Below are 24,453 nucleotides of genomic sequence, written 5' to 3'. Positions count from 1 at the left end.
TTTCTATTTAATTTTTAAGATGAAAGATTGTAATGCATCTAGCTTTATTTTTATAGTTCCAATACCATTTTCAACTATTAAAGTTGTATTAAATTGATTGTATAATTGGTCTTCAACATCGTAAGTCTTTTCAGCCAACTTCCAAGGTTCGATTACATGCTTAGGTATTTTCAATTCAAATCCATAACTCTTTTTATTATCAAAATTTGAAACAATGATGAGTTTTTCATCATCACTCCAACGCACAAAAGACAGTACTTTAGCACTGTAACCTTCTGTATGTTCTCGATTATACAAATGAATATCTTGATAATCTCCTACCAAAGCACTACTGCTTATTGTGAAATTTAAAAGTCTTTTGTAAAAGTCTCTTAAATCCTTTTCTTCGTTCGTTAATTGCCCACCATCAAACTGTTTGTTATTCACCCAACGCTGATGTGCTGGCACACCAACATAATCAAAAATAGATGTTCTTGTAGGATCTCCAAATCCTGTTTCTTCAGATCCGTCTTCACCTACTTCCTGACCGAAATAAATCATAGTTGGTGCTGTTGTGGACGTTGCAGAAACGACCATAGCTGACTTCCCCTTTTCAGCATTTCCTGCAAACTCTGGACTAGCTAAACGTTGTTCATCATGGTTTTCTAAAAAATGAAGCATGTGATGTTCTATGTCTTTTAAATCATCTAGAATTGGCGGAATATAATCTGTTTTTCCTTTGCCTTGCATCACACTTTTTATGGTATCATACAATTGGACTTTATCATACAGATAATCCATTTTTCCTTTCTTGATATAATCTCTGTAAAGAGCGGGATTATAAACTTCAGCCAGTAAAAAAGCATCTGCGTTTTTCATTTTTACAGATGAATTCATAAAACTCCAAAACTCCACAGGCACCATTTCTGCCATATCATAACGAAAGCCATCAACACCCATTTCTAACCAATATAGGGCTATATCTCTGAACTTTATCCATGAATTAGGAACGGTTTTATCCTTCCAAAAGTTAAAATGTTTTTCATAATTTTCATTCTCAAAGCCTTCTGGAAGTTCGTCAAAATCTTTTTTACCTTCAGGTGAAATGCCATAATTAATTTTTACAGTTTCATACCAATCATTCATATCTGGTTGAGATAATCTTGACCCATTCCCCGTCCATTTTGCCGGCATTTCTGGAAACTCTCCATCTTCAAGTGGATGTTTTTCATTTCCTAAGGGCGAATATCCATTTTTCCATACGGGCACTTTAAACATTTCATTCGGATTGTAATAAAAATTATTATTCACATGGTAAATGACCGATGTATCATCATCTTCACCAAAATCTTTTATGCCTTCGGGCTTTGAAATACTTTTATAGTTTCGTGCCACATGGTTAGGAACAATATCTATAATCACTTTTAATCCAGCTTCGTGTGTACGCTTTATTAGGTCTTGAAATTCCTCTAATCTGTGCTTAACATTTTCCGCTAAATCGGGATTTACATTGTAATAATCTTTTACCGCATAGGGTGAACCTGCGCGCCCCTTTACCACATCGGGGTCGTCATTTGAAATGCCAAACGTGGTATAATCTCTTATAACGCCATGATGAGGCACTCCGGTAAACCATATATGAGTTACGCCTAAATCTTTAATTTCTTTTAAAGCTTTTGCGGTAAAACCATTGAATTTACCAACACCATTTTCCTCGATAGTTCCCCAAGGTTTATTAGTAGTATTGGTGTTACCAAACAAACGGGTAAAAACCTGATAAACAACCTCCTTTTTTTTTATAACCATTTCCTCATTAGTAGTTACTTTTACTACTTTTTTTTTCTGATTACAGCTTTGTCCAAACATCATTAATCCTATAAATATGTATTGTAATGATTTCATTCTTTATCATTATTTATTTTAAATAACCATTTAATAGCTTCCTTAAATTCTGATTTCCAAAAAGATTCACCATGGGTTCCATTGGGAACAACTTTTTCAAAAACCTCATCTTCAGTAAAATCTTTGTCTTTCAATAATAACACCATCTGTCCGATAGATTTTACCATAGCATCTCCTTCTTTTGCACCAACTAAATAATAAATCTTACTGTGATCTAAGTTTGTTGCTTTCTCGGTAAATTCAAAACTATCTTTTGCATACCAAAATGAAGGTGAAAACACACCAGCTTTCCCAAATATATCAGACCGTTTAATAGCTGCATAATGGGCAAATAAACCACCTAAAGACGATCCCATTACAACGGTATTTTGGCTGTCTGGTTTTGTTCTGAATGCTTTATCTATTTCAGGTTTTAAAGTATTTATTAAAAAGTCTAAATATAATTTCCCATCTCCTTTTCCATACTTCTCAGTATCCCAAGCTGAATACTCGTTTAAACGTTTTTCTCCGCCATGGTCTATAGCTACAACTATAAGTCCGAAACCTGACTCTTCATATAATGTGTTTAAAGTTTCATCAACTTCCCATTCGCCACTGTAGGATGTGGAAACATCAAACACATTCTGACCGTCTTGTATGTATAAAACTGGATAATTTTCATTTGATGCGTTATAATTTGGTGGTAAATAAACGCTGATACGACGCTTGCGATTTAACTGCGGAATTTCAAAACGCTCTGCAAATACTCGAACATTTTCTGCTGCTGTTGATGGTTTATTTTGTTGCCTTTTATTAATCCAATTTAAAATACTGATTTTAACTGTATCCTTCAATTTAGAAAATGAATAGGTTCTGTTCTCGATAGGATTGCCATCTTTTTCACATTCCTCACTACCCCATTTACCTTTAGTAAACTTGAAACTTATATTTTCTCGGTATTTAGGAATTGTAATCATATACTCCTGATTCTTCTTTTTTAATTTGAATTGCTCGCTACCACCAGACCAACCTTCAAAATCTCCTGAAATATAAATATCTTCGTCAAAATCATGAGCTTCTGGAAAATTGGTTATTACGAAAGTTACAGACTCATTATCCAAAATCGCATCAGCACCCTGTTGCTTATTGTTTTTGCAAGACCACAGAATAACTAGACTACATATGATAAGATGATGCTTATTCATTATTTTTATTTTGTAGAAGTCTTTAAGATTTTCCTTTCAGAAAGATGTTTTTTCGTTTAAAAAGGTTTGAGTTACGACTTAAAAAAGACCTACAAGGTTTTTAAAACCTCGCAGGTCGATAAGGATTTATTTTTTAGTTCAGTTTAGTAGTTAACATGACACTTCCCTTCTCTTCTAGAGTCATATTATCTCCCCAGAAAAATTGATGGTCTGTAATTATGTTTTTAACTGCTTTTCCCTTTAAACCAATTTCTTCAAATCGCTTTAAATCCAATTGAACTTTGTCTTGATTCTTATTTATAATGTGTACTAGAATTTCGTCCTTATAAATTCTGAACAACATATAAATTCCATTTTCTGGTGCAAAATGAATGGTTTTACCTTCATGAATAGCTTTACTACTTTTCCTGTAATTCAAAAGTTTTTTTACAAAGGATTGCATATCCTTTTGCTCATCATTCAAACCTTCTCCAGTAAAAGCATTAATGGCATCTCCTTCCCAACCTCCAGGGAAATCAGTACGGATTAATCCGTGATCCCCAGGCTTATCAAAGTCATTCATTAAAATTTCTGTACCGTAATATATTTGCGGAATGCGAGGTACCACTGAAATATAACTCAGTGCCATTTTGGTGTTTGCGATGTCACCATCAAGTTGCGTAAAAATGCGACTCATATCATGATTATCAGGGAAAATCATAATGTCTTTTGGTTTTACATAGGTAAAGTCGTTTGCTAGTCCTCTGTAAATATCAATTAAACCAGCCCCCCAAGATTCTTCTTCATTTAAACCATTGACGATGTGCTCTTGCATAGCAAAATCCATTGGCGATTTTAAATTTGATTTATACCCGTCTTTATTAGGATTTCCTTGTTGCCAATATGCAATCAACAACGGGTTGTTAGTCCATTCTTCGCCAACAATACTAAAATTTGGATATTCATTCATAATTTCACCTGCCCAACGACTCATAAAATTTTTATCAGGATAAGGGTATGTATCTTGACGTATGCCACCCAAATTCGCCGTTTCAATCCACCAAATACTATTTTGAATGGTGTATTGAGCCATAAAAGGGTTGCGTTGATTTAAATCTGGCATCGACGAAACAAACCAGCCTTCGCTCAAACTTTTTTTATCAATCTCAGCGGCGTACAGATCTTGATTGGTAGTACGACGGTGATTAGTAATTATACTTTTGCTACCATCCCAAGAATCAATATTGTTCTCATAATTCTCTTGATGGTTTATCCAATCTTTAAATGGTAAATCTTTCATCCACCAATGCTCTACACCAGAATGATTAGCCACTTGATCCATGATTAACTTCATTCCCTTTTCAGACATTTTAGTAGACAACGTTTTGTATTCTTCTAAAGTTCCAAAGCGAGGATCTATTTCATAAAAATCTGTCATAGCATAACCATGATAGGATCCTTTTGGCATATCGTTAGTCAGCAACGGACTCGGCCAAACAGCAGTAAACCCTAAATCTTCAATATAATCTAAATGATTTGTGATACCTTGTATATCGCCACCATGACGCGCATAGTCATCATTCCTATCGATGGTTTTCTCGTTAAGGGTTTCAACAATGTCATTCTCAGGATTTCCATTGGCGAATCTATCTGGCGTAATCAAATAAATAGCATCGCTACTATCAAAACCAATATATTCTTCTGAGGTTTTTTCTCTTGATTTAAGTTCATAAGTCTGCACCAAATCATCTTTATTTTCTTCTTTAAAAATGATATTGAACTTTCCTGCCTTGGTGACTTCTGAAATAATTAAATCTATGAACAAGTAATTTGGACTATCCGCTTTATGCACCTTTTCAATGGAAACACCTTGATGCGACATCTCAGGAGTGCTTTCTGAAATATTAGGATGCTGCACTAAAAGCTGAAGTTTTGGGTTTTTAAAACCCACCCACCAATTTAGAGGCTCAATACGTTTAATATCCTGTTTTTCAACTATTGAATATTTTTCACCAACTTCATCTGCAGTCATATTACTATTTTTTTTGCAAGATAAATTTAAAGCAAATACACATAGCAACCCAATGAAAATATAATGTTTGTCAATTTTTTGTTTTTGAAAATAATCTCTCATAATATTGATTTATTTAACCTCCATAATACTAATAGCATAACCACCTCCAGGGACAGATACCTGAGATAATTTTGATTTACTCGTTACCTTCTTCGTCTTAATAGTATAAGCTTGAGGATTTGTTTTATAATGTGCATCCTTAGCATCGGCATAAATAGTAGCGCGATATTTTTTTCCTTTTTCAAGGAAATTTAATTTAATGTTTGAAGTTCTAGAATTATTGCCATTTACGTTACCTATAAACCAATTATTGCTTCCTTTTTCTTTACGAGCTACCGTGATGTAATATCCAGGTTCTGCCTCTAAATATAGGCTTTCATCCCAATCAATAGCTACATCTTTTATAAATTGAAAGGCGTCCATAAATTGCTCATAATGTTCTGGTAAATCTGCTGCCATTTGCAACGGACTATACATCGTCACATACAATGCTAATTGATTGGCAATGGTACTATTTACATGAGAATTATTATTAGGATTGAGTTTACTGATATCCATTTCAAAAATCCCTGGCGTATAATCCATTGGTCCACCAATGAGTCTTGTAAAAGGCAATACGGTAACATGATTTGATTTTGAACCACCAAACGCTTGAAACTCGGTACCTCTTGCAGATTCATTTCCAATTAAATTGGGATAGGTTCTACAAATCCCAGTTGGTCTAACCGCCTCATGGGCATTGACCATAACCTTATAATCTGCTGCTTTTTCAATAGCATATTGATAATGATTTACAATCCACTGACTATAATGGTGTTCGCCTCTTGGTAAAATATTGCCAACATAACCGCTTTTCACAGCGTCATAACCATGATCCTTCATGAATTGATAGGCCTTATCCATGTGGCGTTCATAATTTCTTGTCGATCCAGAAGTTTCGTGATGCATAATCATTTTAACACCTTTTGATTTTGCATACTTATGAATGTCTTCAACATCAAAATCTGGATATGGCGTTACAAAATCGAACACATAGTCTTTAGATTTTCCAAACCAATCTTCCCAACCTTCGTTCCAACCTTCGACTAAAACACCATCAAAATCGTGCTCTGAAGCAAAATCAATATAGCGTTTTACTTTCGTATTGTTTGCCGCATGGGTTTTATTAGGTTTAACTTTTGAATAATCTGTTATGCCTAATTGAATTGCAGCTAATTCATCAGTATAAGCCCAAGAGCTTTTTCCTGTAATCATTTCCCACCAAACACCAATATATTTTACTGGCTTTATCCAAGATGTGTCTTCTATTTTACAAGGGTCGTTCAGGTTTAATGTTATTTTTGAAGTCAATATATCTCGTGCATCATCACTTACCATAATGGTTCGCCACGGTGTATTAAATGGTGCTTGCATATATCCTTTATCACCATTTACATCTGGCGTTAACCACGATTCAAAAACCATGTTTTCATCATCTAAATTAAGGTGCATACAGGCGTAATTAATTAATGCGGCTTCATGAAGATTGATGTATAAACCTTCAGCAGTTTTCATCATTAAAGCAGTTTGTACACCTGTTTTAGAAAATTGCTGTTGTGACGCATTACTTGTAACAGCCTCATTAAATTTTGAGCTTATTTCTGAAAGTTTTGATTCGGTATAATCGTATTCCTGCGTATCATAATCTCCTGGAATCCAAAATGCAGTATGGTCTCCTGTCATAGCAAATTGTGACTTCTCTTCTTTGATTACGAAATAAACCAGATTTTCTTGCTGTGGAAATTCATAACGAAAACCTAATCCTTCGTTGAATAATCTAAAACGGATAACGACAATTCGATTGGTTTCGTTTTGTTTTAAGCTTACCGCTAATTCATTATAATGATTTCTAATTTCTTTTTCCTCGCCCCAAACTGGTGTCCAAGTATCATCAAAAGTTGAATTCTCCGTTTTAATAATATTAAAGTCATTTAACAATGATTTTTCATCATCTTTTAACTCTAAACCTAGATGACTTGGCTTTATAACTTCTTTATTTTTATAAGATAATTCATAAGTTGGAGTGCCATCATTCTCCAAAGAAAATGTCATAGTTAATTCACTATTAGGTGAATTTAGCTCTTGTGAATTAGCAAGATTCAAAAATGATAATAATACAGTAAAACTTAATATATATAGAAATTTCATGGTTTTGATTTTAGCATTATAATGGTTACAAAAACGTCATTAGCTTACCGCTCTTAATACTTTATTTTTTAGCGATAACGGTTTGTTATTCACAAGAATTTCAAGATTACTACCACTAAGTATTTCAAAATGTGTCTGCTCTTGAGTAACATTAACCTTTATAACATGGTTTCTAAAGTTCACTTTAAACGAATAGGCTTTCCATTGTTTTGGAATTTTTGGTGTGAATGATAATTTATTATCTTTAATTCTCATACCGCCAAAACCTTCAACAATGCTCATCCAAGTTCCTGCCATGGAAGTAATATGCAAACCTTCGTGTACTTCGTGATTGTAGTCATCCAAATCTAATCTTGAGGTACGCAAATAGAAGGTATAAGCTTGCTCCATTCTATCTAATTTCGTGGCTTGAATACTGTGAACACAAGGTGATAATGAACTTTCATGAACAGTAAATGGCTCATAAAAATCAAAATGACGCTCTAAGGCTTCATCAGAAAATTGGTCCTCAAAAAAGTAGAAACCTTGTAAAACATCGGCTTGTTTTATGTATGGTGAACGTAAGATTCTGTCCCAACTCCATTTTTGATTTATAGGTCTTTGTGTTTTTGGTAAGTCTTCAACTGAAATCAATTCTTTATCTAAAAACCCATCTTGTTGTAAATACACTTGATGTTTTTCAGAGTAAGGGAGATACATATTATCTGCAACCGCTTTCCATATTCCTAATTCTTTCTTAGATAATTTTACTTTTTTTGCAATTCTTGAAAAGTCTGAAGCATATTCTATTTCAATTTTTTCAATTTGCTCAAGCGTATAATCAATACACCATTTTGCTAAATAGTTAGTGTACCAATTATTATTGACGTTATTTTCATATTCATTTGGTCCTGTTACACCAAGAATAACATACTGATTTCTATCCGTTGAAAATGTGGCGCGTTGTTGCCAAAAACGAGCAATTCCAATTAAAACTTCTAATCCTTTTTCTGGTATATAACTGTAATCTCCTGTATAGCGATAATAGTTATAAATAGCGAATGCTATGGCTCCATTTCTATGAATTTCCTCAAAAGTAATTTCCCATTCATTATGACATTCTTCACCATTCATTGTGACCATTGGATATAAAGCTGCTCCATTAGTAAAACCTAATTTCTCAGCATTTTCAATGGCTTTTTGCAAATGATTATAACGGTATTCCAATAATGCTCTAGCTACCTTTTGGTCTTTAGTCGCCATATAAAAAGGGATGCAATATGCTTCTGTATCCCAATAGGTACTTCCTCCATATTTTTCACCTGTAAAACCTTTAGGCCCTATATTTAATGTTGAATCTTTACCTAAATAGGTTTGGTTTAATTGGAAAATATTAAATCGAATACCTTGTTGCGCTTTTATATCACCTTCAATAGTAATATCAGCCATTTCCCAAATCGTTGCCCAAGCTTGTTTTTGTTCTTCAAGTAATTGGTTGAAACCTTTTTTAGTGGCAATTTTTAGAACTTCTTTTGCCACTTTAACTAATTTCGATTTGTCGTGATTTCTATCTACGGTATAACCGCCAAGCTTTTGAATACTGTACGTATCTCCTTTTTTTACTGGGTAAGCATAACTAAAAGACACCTGATTTGAATCGGCTTTTATATTATGTTCAACCAAAATGGGCTTATCAGCAATGTAAACTTTTGATTCCATGAATGTACAGGTATGGAAATCGGTTTTCATCGTTTTAGCTTCTATAAAAGCTTGGTTATTTACATGACTTACATCAGTTGTATCCCAAAACTTATCATCCCAATTGGTATCTTCATTTGTAATACCAGAATCTAAATACGGTTGAAATATAATTTCAGCGTCTTTATTTACTGGTTTTATTTCATATTTAATAGCACCAACTGCATCTAAATCTAAGCTTAAAAACCGTTTCACAGATACCTCAACCTGAATATCATTTGGTAAGGTTGCTTTAAAATTTCTTGACAACCAGCCTTCTTTCATATTAAGTTCGCGCTTGAAACCTTCAACAGATTTACAGGTGTTTAAATCCAATGGGGCACCATCAACTATTACGTTAATCCCAATCCAATTTGGCGCATTTAATACCTTTGCAAAATATTCTGGATAGCCATTTTTCCACCAACCTACACGTGTTTTATCAGGGTAGTAAACCCCAGCAATATAGCTTCCTTGAAAGGTTTCACCTGAATAGTGTTCTTCAAAATTAGCACGTTGCCCCATAGCACCGTTACCAATGCTAAATAAACTCTCTGAAGATTTTACTCGACTTGCATCAAAACCTTCTTCTATGATGGACCAATTATCTGGTTTTATATAATCTTGATTCATTATTATTAAGATGATAGAGAATAGACATTAGACCGCTTCGCTGTTAGACCTCACTAACTAATGACTCTATTTCTCGATTATTATTTTTTATTTTAATCAGATAAACTCTAGAAATTATCAATCAAGAATAAACTTGAGATTTGCTTCTATGTTCTCTTTTCTTTTTTCTCTTCTCTATATTCTTTGTTCTTTTTTCTCTTTTCTATTCATTAATTCCTTGATAAAACTTGAACTAATTTCAGTTAAATTGTTAAAATTAAAATCGGCTTCATGAAGTGTTTGTTCATCTCCAATTCCGATTGATATCATATTTGCTTTATTTGCAGCCTCTACACCTGCAATCGCATCTTCAAAAACAACACAATGTTCTGGTTGTAAATTCAATTTTTTTGCTCCAATTAAAAAGACCTCTGGATCTGGCTTAGCTTTAGAAACACTGTTTCCATCAACAATACCAGCAAATCTTTTAATCAAGTTAACTTGCTTCAAAATTAAGGGTGCATTTTTACTTGCAGAACCTAATACATATTTAATACCTAAATTGTCCAAAGTATCTAAAAGCTCGATTACTCCTGGCAGAATTTCTTCAGATCCCATTTTGTTGATATACTCAAGGTAATGGGTATTCTTACTGATAAGATATTCTTGTTTAATTTCATCTGAAAGTTCCACTTTCCCGATATCTAAAAGAATCTCTAAGGACCTGACACGACTAACACCTTTCAAAAGTTCGTTATGCGTTTCGGTAAACTCAAAACCTAAATCATCTGCAAGGTCTTTCCAAGCTAAAAAATGATATTTAGCGGTATCTACAATAACGCCGTCTAAATCGAATATGACTCCTATTTTGTTCATTCCTCTCCCTAACCCTCTCCAAAGGAGAGGGGATTTTTATTATTGAATTACATCGTCAACATCTTTAACTTTATATACTAAAGACGCTGCAATTAAAAAACTAACACCACTCATCATTAAAGCAAATATGGCTTGATTACCATACGCATATTTTACAAGTGGCCCGCCAATTAAGGCATTGATTATTTGAGGAATTACTATAAAAAAGTTAAATATCCCCATATAAACTCCCATTTTTTTAGGGGAGATAGAACCCGCTAGAATCGCATAAGGCATTGCTAAAATACTTGCCCAAGCTATTCCCACACCTATCATAGAAACAATAAGCCAGTTTTTATCTGGCATAATGTAGATAGACAATAAACCTAAACCACCAATAATAAGTGAAATGGAATGTGTTTTTTTACGTCCAATTTTCTTCGCAATGTAAGGCAGCGCAAAGGCATAAAACGCAGAGATTAGGTTGTAAACACCAAAAAGAATTCCTATCCAATCTCCAGCATCTTGATAGGCAGAACTGCTACTATCCGTATGTGGCAACCCATAAATATGTTGTGCAATTGCTGGTGTGGCAAACACCCACATACCAAAAAGCCCAAACCATGAAAAGAATTGCACCCAACTTAATTGACGCATGGTTGTTGGCATTTTTTTGAAGTCTTCAAAAATATCCAACAAGCTAGATTTTTCTTCTTCACCTTCTTTAACTATGGTATCAGCATGTACATAGCCATCTTCAAAACTTGCTAGTTCCTCAGGTGAATATTCCTTAGTAGTTAAAACGGTAACTAAAATTGAAACGATTAATATAATAGCTCCAATAATGAAAGATAATATCAAATTAAACGGCACAGTACCGCCAGCAGTTTCGTTAGATATTCCAAACCAATTAGTTAATGCGTAAGGTAACCATGAACCGATTACTGCCCCAAAACCAATGAGTGCTGTTTGTACACTAAAACCTGATGTACGTTGGTCGGTTCTTAAATTATCGCCAACTAATGCACGGAAAGGTTCCATAGCAATATTGAAAGAGGCATCCATTATCATAAGCATGCCAGCACCAACCCAAAGTGCTGGTAAAAAAGCTATAAAAATATCTGCTTGTGGCATTAAAACTAAACCAATAGACGCTAAAATAGCTCCTACTAAAAAATATGGTTTTCGTCTGCCAAATCTTCCCCAAGTTTTATCGCTATAATGTCCAATAATTGGCTGAACAATTAAACCCATTAAAGGCGCAATGATCCAAAACCATGATAGTTCGTGAACATCGGCTCCAAAAATTTGAAGTATTCTACTTGCGTTGGCATTTTGGAGTGCAAACCCCATTTGAATCCCCAGAAATCCGAAACTCATGTTCCAAATTTGCCAGAAACTTAATCTGCGCTTTTCCATTAAATAGTATATTAATTAATACTATTTGATAAGCGGTATTACTTATCAAAACTTATTGTGAGAAGTGAAAATATAAGTTTTGATTTCGAATCAAAGATATAAAAGAATATTGTTTTTCCTAATAAAAATTTTTATCGAGATTTTTCCACGAAACTATTTAGTGGATTCTCTTTCAATAATTTCGGTCTCAATTACCACCTTTATGAAGTCATGTTTTTGGTCGTTATTTGTGAAGTATTGCTCGGGTTCAGCGTCTTCAGCTTCCAATCTGTCAATCAATAAATTCGCAGATTGTTCGCCCATTTTTTGACCATGCTGACTTACTGTTGTTAAACTTGGTGTTGCATGTTTTGAGAGTACACCATCTGTAAATCCAATAACTTGCATATCATCTGGAATCTTTAATCCGAGCATCCTAGCAACTTTCATAGCTGAGACCGCATAAAGTTCGTTTACAGCAAATACAGCATCAATATTTTGGTTTGACTTAAAAAACTGAGCTATTTCTGTCTCTAAAACCTCCAAATGATTTTCAACATCTAAACTATCATCAATTTTTAATATTAAATTAGAATCAGCGACAATTCCACTATTTTGTAAAGCTTCTAAGTATCCCTGGGTTCTTAACCTACCTACACTTACATAGTCTAACGTGGTAATTAAAGCAATATTTTTACAGCCATTTTCAATAAGTTTCTTTACTGCTTTTACAGCACCATTAAAATCATCAACAATTACCTTATCGCAATCAACCTCATTTACAACCCTGTCAAACATCACGATAGGCATGCCTTGATTTATTGTGGCGTTAAAATGGTGATAATCTTGCTTGAGTAAAGTCTCTTTGGAAATAGATAAAATAAACCCATCAATACTCCCATTTGCAAGCATTTCCATGTTTATAACCTCTTTGGTGAAGGATTCATTTGAGAGTCCCACAATAACATTGTAACCTCTTCTATTTGCAACTCTTTCTATACCGCGAATAACCGTTGAAAAAAAATGATGTACAATTTCTGGTATTAAAATACCTATGGTTTTAGTCTTTCTATTCTTTAAACTAAGCGCAATATTATTGGGCTTGTAATTATAGAGTTTAGCAAATGCTTGAATTTTTTGTGTGGTATCTTCACTAATTTCCTTGCTGTTGCTAAGTGCCTTAGAAACCGTTGAAACCGAGACATCTAGTTCCTTCGCAATTTGCTTTAATGTAATCTTTCTTTTCATCTTTTTAAATCTTATCGTTCTTTATAAGTCAGACCTGTCTGCCGACAGGCGGGTGTAATTCGCTATTAAACATCTCCAAAAATATTAAGAATTTTTACAACTCATTTCATTTGTTTATATCTACTTTTTTTTATCGGACACATGGTACATCCATATAATCATTGTCCTTGGGTATCAAAGTTTTAGTTATGGATGTATCATAATCTATAAATGCACCCTAAAATAGCAATAATTCTCTTGTTTCTGTAAAGATAGAAGATTATTTAGAACAGTTTTTTATTGCGACTTTCTCATAATTTAGCCTAAAAACTAAAAAGTTGTCAACACGAAAACGTTTTCGTAAAATATTTCGTAATCCTTAATGGTTTGTTTACAATTACTTTATATAGTTTTGAAATGAGAAGTGAAAATATAACTGAACTAAAAATGACTAATTCTTTAAACTAATTTGTATGAAAACAATTATTAATAGTTTACTGTTTTTTCTGCTTTTGGCACCCGTCTACATATTCGGACAAACGTCATTAACAGGAACGGTAACAGAACAATCTACTTCAATTCCACTCCCCGGAGTTAATGTTGTTATAAAAGGCACCAGTACTGGTACCGCAACAGACTTTGACGGGAATTACCGTATTGATGTAAATAACGGAGACGTTATTGTATTTTCCTATGTAGGATATCAATCTCAAGAGATTACTTATACAGGACAATCAAAACTAGAAGTCCAATTAACTGAAGATGCTGCTCAATTAGATGAGATTGTTATTATTGGTTATGGTGTTCAGAAGAAAAGTAAAATTCTTGGAAGTGCTGTGCGTGTAAATGGTGAAGAATTAAAAGACAATCCGGTATCTTCTATTGATGCGGCACTGCAAGGAAAAGCAGCTGGAGTACAAGTAATTCAAGGATCTGGATTAGCAGGTTCTTCTAATGTTGTTAGAATAAGAGGTATTTCTTCTATCTCGGCAGGTGGCGATCCGCTATATGTTATTGATGGAATACCTATTACACAAGATTATTTTTTGCAAGGAGATTCTAACGGACAAAACAATAACCCGTTGGCTTCTTTAAACCAAAATGACATTGAGAGTATAGAGGTTCTAAAAGATGCTGCAGCAGCTGGGATTTATGGGTCTCGTGGTGCGAATGGTGTTATATTGATTAAAACCAAACGAGGTAAAGAGGGATTAAAATTCTCATATACTGGAAGTGTTACAACTTCAGAACCAACATATACACCTAAAATATTAGATAACAAGCAATTATTGCAAGTGTATCAAGAAGCATGGGAAAATGACGGCAATGTTGGTCTAGCCCTATTGCCTCGAAATATTTCATGGGAAGATGCACTAAATACTAATACTGACTGGATAGATTTAGTGACTAAAACAGGTATATCCAACAGACATAGTTTTTCTGTAAATTATGGAACTGAAAAATTAAAAACTTATTTTAACTTGTCGTATGATGATACGGAGTCTTTCATTAAAAATGATGAATATACGCGATTAAGTGGAAGATTTAATTTAGATTACCAGTTACTTAAAAACCTTAAAATAGGTCTTAACTTATCGTTAACAAGAGGTATTTATGATAAGGTTAATATTAACGATACTTGGAGAAATGCCCAAAGTTTTACTTTGCCATTTTACTCGCCTTATCTAGCGAATGGGGATGTTGACAATTCGTTTGGTAATCCATTAGAAGAACTACTATATAGAGATCGAAGATCAGAAGAAATGAGATCAATAAATTCTATTGCTATAGATTACCAGCCTATAGAAAACCTATACCTAAGAGCAACTGGGTCTTTAGACTATATGGATTTTAGAGATTTTTACTGGCAATCTTTAGAAGTAGGTAGGATTAGTGGAACGCCTGAAGAAGAACAGAATACATTTGCATCTGCAAATCCATTTTTTGTAATTAATTACAATACAAACTTTACAGCATCATATTTATGGGATGTTGACGACAAAAACTCTTTTAACTTTTTACTTGGAACAGAATATCAAAGAAGTGAAAGATTGTTATATCGTTTTGGAGACCCACAAGGTTATACAAATAGCCCTGTGCCACTTTATGAATCGAACGCACCTGATTATACTCGAGAAAGTACAGGTAAAACAGCCTATTCTTTTGCTTCTTATTTTGGACGTGTTAATTATTCATTTAATGATGCGCTTGATTTAATGGCGCTTGCGAGAGTTGATGGTTCATCTCGTTTTGGAGAAAATAACAGATATGGATTTTTCCCAACAGTCTCTGCTGCATATAACTTTTCTAAGCATGGCTTTATAAAGAATAGCAATACTATAAGTCTATTAAAAATTAAAACATCTTATGGTATAACTGGTAACTCGGAAATAGGAAACGATTCAAGGTTTGGTGCTTATAGTATTCCAAACTCTGGAACTGATTATTTAGGAAATCCTTATAAATCTATAATTAGATTGGACAATCCAGATTTAAAATGGGAAACTGCTCAAACGGTAGATTTTGGAATTGAATTAAACCTTTTTAATAACCGTGTAGAAACTGAACTATCTGGATATTACAAAAAATCAAAAGATGTATTATTGGATTTATTTCAAATTCCATCTTCAGGATTTGGTGAAAGTTTATGGATAAATGCTGCTGAAATTGAAAACAAGGGTATTGAATTTAATTTCACCTCTAAAAATATTGTTAGCGATAATTTTTCATGGACAACTACTTTTAATATAGCACATAATGCAAATAAATTGATTAGCTTAGGAGGTGTAAGCCCAGATTTATTAGAAGGCGGGTTCAATGATACACGTGTTATTGAAGGGCAACCAATTGGAACCAATTATTTAGTTCGGTTTGCAAGAGTTGATCCTACAGATGGTTTGCCAATTTTCTTGGATAAAGAAGGCAATGAAACAAAAACTTTTGATTTAGCCAATAGAGTTTCAGCAGGCTCTGTTATACCAGATGCAACTGGCGGATTTGGTAATAAATTCAAGTATAGAAACTGGGGATTGGATACTGATTTTGTATTCACTATCGGAGGTAATATTTACGACAGTTATGCAAAAAGAGCACTTGGAACTTTTATTGATGGAAATAATTCATCAAACGTGAGAACTGATATATATGATAGATGGAGAAATCCAGGTGATATCACAGAACAACCTAGGCTTTTTTACGATCATACCGAAGTAAAAGAACTTTCAGGTGTATGGCAGTATAACCATACAGGTTTTTTATATGATGCTTCTTATTTGAGATTAAGGAATGTAACACTTAATTATACATTACCAGCAGAATTTTTAAGAGGCACAGGCATAAGCTCGTTAAAATTATCTTTAACTGGGTCGAATTTATTCACTTGGACCAAATTCCCTGGTGGTGACCCTGAAATTGCTAGAGATTTCCAATTTCAAAGAGATAGAAACTTATCACCGAATGTGTCGTACTTAAGTATTCCACAGGCGAAATCATTCACATTTAACATTAATGCAACTTTTTAAAATGGAAACAATGAAAATGAATTTAAAATTAATACTAGGGTTGTTTTTCTCTATCTCATTATTTGTTTCTTGTGATTTAGAAGAACTCCCTGAAAATGTAGATATAGTTGGCCCAACAAATTTGGCCGATTTAGAATCACTATTAAACGCAGGATATAATAATTTAGGCTGGCCTTTAGGCGGAAACGCTCAACTTTATGCCGAAATTAATGGGGACAACATTGATGGACCAATTGGAATTAACTCCGATGAAACCGAAATTTATAATAGAAGCACCTCGTTTTTTAATAACACGATTAGAGATAATATGTACCGAGGGTTTTATAGAATTGTCCTAGATGCCAATGTTGTATTGGGTCATATCGAAAATAACCTCGAAGTTTTGGGCTTATCTGCTACAGATGAAAGAGTGCAAGAAATAAAAGGCGAAGCGCATCTTTTAAGAGGTATGGCACTTTTTGAAATTTCAAGATTCATGTCACACTCACCTGGTTATAGCACAGACAATTCACATCTGGGGATTCAGTATATTACTTCAGTCGATAATGCTTTAGGGCAAAACAGAGGCACTGTAGCTCAGAATTATGCGAACCTAATTAGTGATTTAAAGGAAGCAGAAAGCTTATTGAATATGACTAATTCCAAAAATCAGTATTATGCTAATAAGGCAGCGGCACAAGCATATTTAGCTAAAGTGTTTTTTCAAGCAGGGTTTGGACCTGATATTGACACGGCTGAATCAAATTATGAACAAGCTTTTAATTATGCGAATAGTGCATTAACAAACACGTCGGCTGTTTTTGATGTTAACTTATACCAAGGAGGAGATACAGGTACCGAAAGATTTGCAGGAAACTTGGTTGATGATAACAATACCGAATCGCCAAATGTGGAAACAATTTTCGGAATCGTTTCAGAATCTAATGCCAATAGCAAAGGAGGTACTTTTTCAAGATATCGTACAGATTTGGCAATCTCTAATACCACTATTAGAATGATGCAAGATTTGTATAATTCGATTCCCTCAACAGATAAAAGAAAAACCTTGCTTGAGGAAACTGATGGGGAATATTTCTTAAAGAAATTTAATAAAGGAATTTTCCACGTACCGTTGGCACATTATACAGAATTACTTTTGATTAGAGCCGAGGCTGCTGCTGAAACTAACAGTCTTTCTCAAGCAGAAACTGATATTAATTTAATTTTAGACAGAGCTGGATTGTCAACAATTAGTGGACTTACTAAGCCACAAATGATTACATTAGTAAGAGAGCAAAGGCGCATCGAATTACTTGGAGAGGGAAACAGAATTAACGACTTAAAAAGAATTGGAGTAAACGAAACATCGCTTACTATAAGAAACGCACCCTGGAATTGCAATGGAATTGTATTTCAATTTCCAGCAACTGAAGTGTTTACAGGATTTATTCAAAACCCAACAGGTGGTTGTAACTAAAAAAATAATACTATGAAATTAATTAAATACAGCTTTTTAATAAGCTTGTTAGTCATGTTCACCCAATGTAGTCCAGATAATGAAGGCAAGTTTGGTGATACTATAAATAGAAGTGAGCAAATAATGGGAACTTGGATCATAGAAAGCGCTACTCAAGTAGATTTAGACGCCGAAAAGAAAAGTTTTCCAGACTTTGCGACTAAGATAAATATTACCAATGCTATTGCTGGCATGCCATTTTCAGATTTCACTTTGCAAATAGATAATGGTGCTTTAACAACAAGTATTGGAAATTCTCCAATGGCTTATGTTGTATCTGAAGGTACAGGATCTTGGTCTTGGGTAACCAGTGATGCGATTAACCTAGTAAACAAAGAATTGGGAATTAATGCTTCATCTGGTATAGAAACTCAAATTGATGGTGAAAATATCATTTTTTACATTAGAACATTCGCTGGAATTGTTGGGGATGCGCCTAAATTATCTTTGAATTACGAAAGGTTTGATTCCGATAACAACCCTGTTACCAGATACGAATACATATTAGCTAAACAATAAAAACTGAATTATGAAAAATATATTTTTTAGTATTTTCTTTTTATCCATATTAACCGTTCAAGCTCAAAACCCTGTAGTTACAGGCAACCCTGCAAGTTATACGGTAATTGATGAAAACATTGAAATATTTTTTAATGTGGTAGGCGCAAAGGATAATCAAGGAAATTCATTAGAGGGCAAAGATTTATATATCTGGAGTTTTTCCAGTGCTGGAGATGCCAAAACCAATGGTTCTTGGACCAATATAAAACCAGCGGCTAGATTAACGAAAGTGAGCGATACAGAGTATAAACTTATATTTCCTATTGTAGATGGGAACAATACCTATAAAACATTAGCCGAATTATATGGAGCAGAGGCGGCGCCAGGGTCTATAACATCCATTGGGTATTTGCTAAGAGATCAAGCACCTACATTTCAAACAGGTGATTTAACCATACCGTTTTCACCTTTTAAGTTTATTCCAGATGAGGTGAGAACATTTCCATCTCAGGCAACAACTAAAGATGTTGTAACACTTCGCTTTAATAAAAACTTTACTGGTTTAAGTAACCCTGCAATAACAGGTGCACAAAATATAAGTGTACGTATTGAACCAACAGTAGATCCATTATTAGCTATTGAAATGCCAACTACTTTTAGTGGATTATATTATCAAGCATCCATAATACCCGCAGCTAGTTTTCCTAGTTTGTATAATTCAGGAAATTTAGTGGAGTTGCAGTATTATTTTTATGATGCCGATAATCCAACAATAAAATCTGCAACAGGAACCATTCGTTTAAGAGCAGCTAGTAATTAAAATTATATATATTATGAAAAATATACTTTACAAAATATCAATAATTCTATTAGCACTTTTTGTATCATGTACAGAAGATGTAGAATTTAGCTCCGATACTGAAGCTTTAAATAGTTTTAGCATTGTTGAAAGTACAGTTTCAAGCTATGTGTTAAATTCTGGAACACCAGAAAACATCATAGAACTGACTTGGAATAAGGCCATACCGGGGGTTTCAAAAACGCCGACCTATAAAGTTCTTTTCTTTAAAGCAGGATCTGAAACTCCTGAGTTTGTAATTTTTCCATCGAATAATGATGGTAAAGAAAACAAATTAACCTTGACTTTTGCAACCCTTGATGAAGCATTGAGTGCTGCTGGTTATGCTGCTGGTGAAACGGCTGAATTACAATGGCAAGTCGTTGCGAGTAATGGTGATGTTGAGGTTTCAACAAGTAAGAATAACGTTGAAATTGTGCGATTCTCTGCAAATGGAATTAAAAATTTCAATTTATTATCACCTACTAATAATAATATTATAAAGGCAGATATTTATGGCGATCCTAATGGAGAAGTTACTTTTTCTTGGGAAGAAGCTGCTACAACTACTGGAAGTGGAACTATTGAATACACCTTATTATTTGATGAATTAGGAGGAGACTTTTCAGAGCCATTGAAATCGTTTAATGTGCCTTCAGGGACTTCTTTCACAATGACGAATACTCAAATTGGTCAAGAATTTGCTGATAATGCTAATGTTATATGGACTGTAAAAGCTAAAATTAGTGATGACGTTTCAGAATTGAAAGCAGAAAAAAAATACTTGAACTGGGATGTTTTTGTTATTAACGAATTATACTTAGTTGGGAGCCACAATGGTTGGGATAATGCTACAGCAAATGCCTTTACTAGTAATGGAAATGGTGGCTTTGAATTACAATTAGATCTATCTGCTGATGACGAGTTTAAGTTCCTGCCTACTTTAGGCTCATGGGATGGCGATTGGGGTGAAGATCCTGATAATCCAGGTAAGATAGTTCAAGATGGAGAGCAAAATATAAAAGTTGCTAATACAGGCACTTATGTGATTACTGTAGATTTCCCAACACTTTCAGTAACGGTTAAAGAATTTACTGCGCCTGATGATTTATTTATGGTTGGTTCCATAAATGGATGGAATAATGCAACGGCTATTCCATTTTATAATGATGGTAACGGGGTTTTCTCTCTTACTTATGATTTTAGTGCTAATGACGAGTTTAAGTTCTTGCCAACTTTAGGAGCTTGGGATGGTGATTGGGGTGAAGATCCTGCAAATGCTGGAGGCTTAATTCAAGATGGTGAACAAAATATTAAAATAACTACTGCTGGTAAATATGTTGTAATAGTTGATTTTAATAACTTAACCGTTAATGCATCAGCAATTAATAATCTGTATTCAGTAGGTTCCCATAATGGTTGGAATAATGGTGATGCTACGCAACAATTTTATTCATCGGGAAATGGGGTATTTACAAGAGTACAAACATTTGATGCTGGAGCTGAGTTTAAACTAATCCCTACATCGGGCTCATGGGATGGTGATTGGGCAGAAAATCCAGAAAGCGCAGGTAAGTTAGTACAAGATGGAGAAAGTAATATTCCCGTTACTAATGCTGGGACTTACATGATTAATATCGATTTTAATACGCTGTCTTTCACACTTACCGAAATACCAGATAATTTATTTTTAGTTGGTTCTCCAAATGGATGGGATAATGCTACAGCTCCAGCTTTCACAAAATTGTCAGAAGGTGTGTTTGAAATATCTCAAACGCTTCTAAGTTCAGATATATTTAAATTTTTACCTACGCTTGGTAGCTGGGATAACGATTGGGGAGAGAATCCTGCATATCCTGGTATGCTAGTAAGAGATGGGGAGAACAATGTAAATTCTCCTGGAGATGGTACGTTTAATATAACTGTCGATTTTACTAAAGGAACTGTAACTGTTTTATAAACAATAAATAAATATATGTAATTGTAAAAGGTTGTTTGTATTATTATAAACAACCTTTTATTTCTTAAATTCAATACCCAAAACGAAATAAAACTCAGCAAATGAACAAGATTACCATTTTATTCGCTTTTTTAATTTCTTCGTTAGCCTTTTCACAACAGCAAGAGGTGAACTATGTAGTAAATCCTTGTACATTTCTGGAAGATGATACCATTACATTAACATTTGATGGCGCAAGTATAGTTGAAGCAGATTGGGGAATTAGTAATAATGCACTCTATTTTTGGTCCTGGTCTTATGATATTAATGGTGAAAATCTAGAAGATGCCCCTAATAATGGAGGTTGGACAAACTCTAGCACACAATTAACATACAATAATGGGACAGATACCTATAGCATATCCTTTGTGCCATCTAATTTTTTTGGCAGAACAGGCAGTATTGGAAGAATAGGGTTTTTAATTAAAGCTCTTGATGGAACAGGCGACAAAAAATCTCAAGATATTTTGTTAGATGTTGGTGTTAGTACATTACAATTGGTATTAATATCTCCAACGGCTAACTCTATTGCTGTAGTTAATTCAGGAGATAATTTAAATATTGCTGCAACAAATACTTGTGAAAATAATGCCAATTATATTCTAAAAGCAAATAATATCCCCATTGACACACAGTCAAATATTTTATCATATTCATATACAGATATCAATATTACAGAAACCAAAAATTATGTTTTAGAGGTTACTACTGATGGTGTAACCAAAACCAAAACATTTACAGTACTTGTAGATCCAAATACTCAACATGGCGCTTTTCCTGCGGGAATGGTCGAAGGCATAAATTATGATAGTGGTGACCCTACAAAAGCGACTTTAGTCCTTGATGCTTTTGAAAAAGATTTTGTATATGTTGCTGGAAGTTTTAATAACTGGCAACCCGATGCTAATTATGCCATGAAAAGAGATTTTAGCAAACCTGGAAGAGTATATTGGTTGGAGATTACCGGCTTAACTCCAGGGCAAATAGAAACCTATCAATATTGGGTGGTTGACAAAACCCCTATTGCTAACTCTCCTGCTTTAGTAAAAACAGCCGATCCCTATTCAACTCTGGTTTTATCGCCGTTTGATGATCCTGGAATTCCAGCCTCAACGTATCCTAATTTACCTCCTTACCCAACAGGACAGGAAAGAGAGGTTACGGTGCTTCAAACCGGTAAAACAGCTTATTCATGGGTCGTTCCTAATTTTACAAAACCCAAAAAGGAAGATTTGGTGGTGTATCAAGTTTTAATGAGGGATTTTGACCAGGACCAAAATTACCAAGACTTAATAGATAAGATAGATTATTTTAAAAACTTAAATGTAACGGCCATACAACTACTTCCAAACATGGAGTTTGAGGGCAATTTAAGTTGGGGCTATAACACCTCGTTTCATATGGCACTAGATAAATATTATGGTACCGAAGCTAAGTTTAAGGAATTTATAGACTTGTGCCATCAAAACGGTATCGCTGTTATTTTGGACGTTGTCTTAAACCACGCTTTTGGTAGAAACCCGATGAACAGAATGTGGATGGACGATCCAGATGGTGACGGTTGGGGAAGCCCAAGTTCTGAAAATCCTTACTTCAACCAAGTTGCAACCCATAGCTATAGTGTTGGTGAGGATTTTAACCATCAGCAAGCCCGAACTCAAAATTATGTACAACGTGTTCTTAAGCATTGGATCGAAGAATTTAAAATTGATGGTTTCCGTTGGGATTTGACCAAAGGATTTACTCAAAATTGTTCTCCAAGTAACGAAGGCTGCACAAACAGTTACCAACAAGACCGAGTGGACATTTTAAAGGAATATGCCGATTACGCATGGAGTTTAGACGAAACCCATTATGTAATCTTTGAGCATTTGGGAAGTGATACCGAAGAGCAGCAATGGGCAAATTACCGCATTGACGAAGGCAAAGGGATTATGATGTGGGGTAAAATGACCGACCAATACAATCAGTTGACCATGGGCTACGCTTCAAACACCAATATTAGTAGAATGGGGCATCTAAGCCACGGATTTACAGGTAAACGGGTTATGGGCTACCCTGAGAGTCATGATGAAGAACGCTTAATGTATAAAAATTTGCAATTTGGAAACAGTAGTGGCAGTTATAATGTAAAAGACTTAAATACGGCCCTATCCAGAATGTCTGCTTTAGGTGCGGTAAGCTTGACAATTCCTGGGCCGAAAATGATCTGGCATTTTGCCGATTTGGGTTTGGAAAACTCTATTTTCACTTGTAATGATGGCAGCGTAAACGTACCTGGTGGGAGCGATGGCGATTGTAAATTAGACACCAAACCACAACCACAATGGGTAAATAATTGGTTGGGCAACCCCAATAGAAATCAAATTTATAACGACTGGTCCCGATTAATAAAACTCAAGACCGCTGAGGCTGTTTTTGAAGGTAATTATTCCATCGAAACAGGATCTTCCAACTTAACCCCAAAAATTTACATTTGGGATGATGCTTTGCAATCAACAGATTTAAAAAATGTGGTAATCCTATCCAATTTTGGGCTGTCTGCTCAAAACATCACACCTAATTTCCCTTATATAGGTACTTGGTATGATTTAATGGACAATACCACTATGAATATTACCAGTACAACTGCTTCTATTTCATTGCCCGCAGGACAATTCAGGATTTTCGGAAACAAGGCATCTACCTTGAGTACCGATGATTTTAAAACGGTTTTAGACGTAGCTATTTACCCCAACCCCACTTCAACATCATTTCAGATAAATAAAGCAGTTGAATCTGTATCCATTTTCGATTTAACAGGTAAACTCCTTAAAACTTATAGCGGCAGCTTTACTAAAGAGCACACTTTTGATGTTTCAACCTTACCCAAAAGCTTATATTTAGTAAAAGCTATTAATAATTTAGGTGAAGTAAGCACCATAAAACTTATAAAAACTTAGTTTAGTTTAGTTTGTTTAATCAAAAAGCTTCTCAAGTTCCAAAC

The 24,453-nt window shown here is 34.4% G+C and carries 14 protein-coding genes; 6 read left to right on the top strand and 8 right to left on the bottom strand.

Going from position 1 to position 24,453, the window contains the following annotated elements; all coding sequences use genetic code 11:
* Positions 1 to 3 precede the first annotated feature (3 nt).
* The 8 genes from AAC024_RS02060 to AAC024_RS02025 all read right to left on the bottom strand — a co-directional run bounded on the left by AAC024_RS02060 (position 4) and on the right by AAC024_RS02025 (position 13,134).
* A complete protein-coding gene (locus tag AAC024_RS02060) occupies positions 4 to 1,881 on the bottom strand; it encodes an alpha-amylase family glycosyl hydrolase (protein WP_339893515.1) in 1,878 nt (625 codons plus the stop codon).
* Positions 1,878 to 3,065 (bottom strand): alpha/beta hydrolase-fold protein, encoded by a 1,188-nt coding sequence (locus AAC024_RS02055; protein ID WP_339893514.1) that lies wholly within the window; start codon positions 3,063 to 3,065, stop codon positions 1,878 to 1,880. Before AAC024_RS02055 ends, AAC024_RS02060 begins: the two co-directional genes overlap by 4 nt.
* Before the next feature lie 133 nt (positions 3,066 to 3,198).
* The gene (locus AAC024_RS02050) at positions 3,199 to 5,178 is read right to left on the bottom strand and encodes a glycoside hydrolase family 13 protein (RefSeq protein ID WP_339893513.1); all 1,980 of its coding nucleotides are present in this window, start codon (positions 5,176 to 5,178) and stop codon (positions 3,199 to 3,201) included.
* Positions 5,179 to 5,187: 9 nt separating this feature from the next.
* The gene (locus AAC024_RS02045) at positions 5,188 to 7,305 is read right to left on the bottom strand and encodes a glycoside hydrolase family 97 protein (RefSeq protein WP_339893512.1); all 2,118 of its coding nucleotides are present in this window, start codon (positions 7,303 to 7,305) and stop codon (positions 5,188 to 5,190) included.
* A gap of 39 nt (positions 7,306 to 7,344) precedes the next feature.
* Positions 7,345 to 9,654, bottom strand: a complete 2,310-nt coding sequence (locus tag AAC024_RS02040) for a glycoside hydrolase family 65 protein (protein ID WP_339893511.1) — start codon at positions 9,652 to 9,654, stop codon at positions 7,345 to 7,347.
* 174 nt (positions 9,655 to 9,828) lie between these two features.
* Positions 9,829 to 10,509 (bottom strand): beta-phosphoglucomutase, encoded by a 681-nt coding sequence (gene pgmB, locus AAC024_RS02035; protein ID WP_339893510.1) that lies wholly within the window; start codon positions 10,507 to 10,509, stop codon positions 9,829 to 9,831.
* 39 nt (positions 10,510 to 10,548) lie between these two features.
* Positions 10,549 to 11,907: an MFS transporter gene (locus tag AAC024_RS02030; protein WP_339893509.1), complete on the bottom strand. Its 1,359-nt coding sequence runs from the start codon at positions 11,905 to 11,907 to the stop codon at positions 10,549 to 10,551.
* Positions 11,908 to 12,060: 153 nt separating this feature from the next.
* Positions 12,061 to 13,134 (bottom strand): LacI family DNA-binding transcriptional regulator, encoded by a 1,074-nt coding sequence (locus AAC024_RS02025; protein WP_339893508.1) that lies wholly within the window; start codon positions 13,132 to 13,134, stop codon positions 12,061 to 12,063.
* A gap of 452 nt (positions 13,135 to 13,586) precedes the next feature.
* Between AAC024_RS02025 and AAC024_RS02020 the strand changes: the two genes are divergently transcribed.
* The 6 genes from AAC024_RS02020 (at position 13,587) to AAC024_RS01995 (ending at position 24,409) form a co-directional block, all read left to right on the top strand.
* Positions 13,587 to 16,634: a TonB-dependent receptor gene (locus AAC024_RS02020; RefSeq protein WP_339893507.1), complete on the top strand. Its 3,048-nt coding sequence runs from the start codon at positions 13,587 to 13,589 to the stop codon at positions 16,632 to 16,634.
* 10 nt (positions 16,635 to 16,644) lie between these two features.
* Complete coding sequence (locus AAC024_RS02015) at positions 16,645 to 18,090, top strand: RagB/SusD family nutrient uptake outer membrane protein (protein ID WP_339893506.1); 1,446 nt, start codon at positions 16,645 to 16,647, stop codon at positions 18,088 to 18,090.
* 12 nt (positions 18,091 to 18,102) lie between these two features.
* On the top strand, positions 18,103 to 18,648 hold the full coding sequence (locus tag AAC024_RS02010; protein ID WP_339893505.1) for a hypothetical protein: 546 nt from the start codon (positions 18,103 to 18,105) through the stop codon (positions 18,646 to 18,648).
* A 10-nt stretch (positions 18,649 to 18,658) separates the two neighbouring features.
* Positions 18,659 to 19,450 (top strand): hypothetical protein, encoded by a 792-nt coding sequence (locus AAC024_RS02005; protein ID WP_339893504.1) that lies wholly within the window; start codon positions 18,659 to 18,661, stop codon positions 19,448 to 19,450.
* 13 nt (positions 19,451 to 19,463) lie between these two features.
* The gene (locus tag AAC024_RS02000) at positions 19,464 to 21,428 is read left to right on the top strand and encodes a SusF/SusE family outer membrane protein (RefSeq protein ID WP_339893503.1); all 1,965 of its coding nucleotides are present in this window, start codon (positions 19,464 to 19,466) and stop codon (positions 21,426 to 21,428) included.
* Between the two features lie 101 nt (positions 21,429 to 21,529).
* The gene (locus tag AAC024_RS01995) at positions 21,530 to 24,409 is read left to right on the top strand and encodes an alpha-amylase family glycosyl hydrolase (protein ID WP_339893502.1); all 2,880 of its coding nucleotides are present in this window, start codon (positions 21,530 to 21,532) and stop codon (positions 24,407 to 24,409) included.
* Positions 24,410 to 24,453: the final 44 nt, after the last annotated feature.

The organism is uncultured Algibacter sp. (assembly GCF_963976535.1).
In the GTDB taxonomy this organism is placed as follows: domain Bacteria; phylum Bacteroidota; class Bacteroidia; order Flavobacteriales; family Flavobacteriaceae; genus Algibacter_B.
This window is presented reverse-complemented; position numbering and strand designations above follow the sequence as displayed.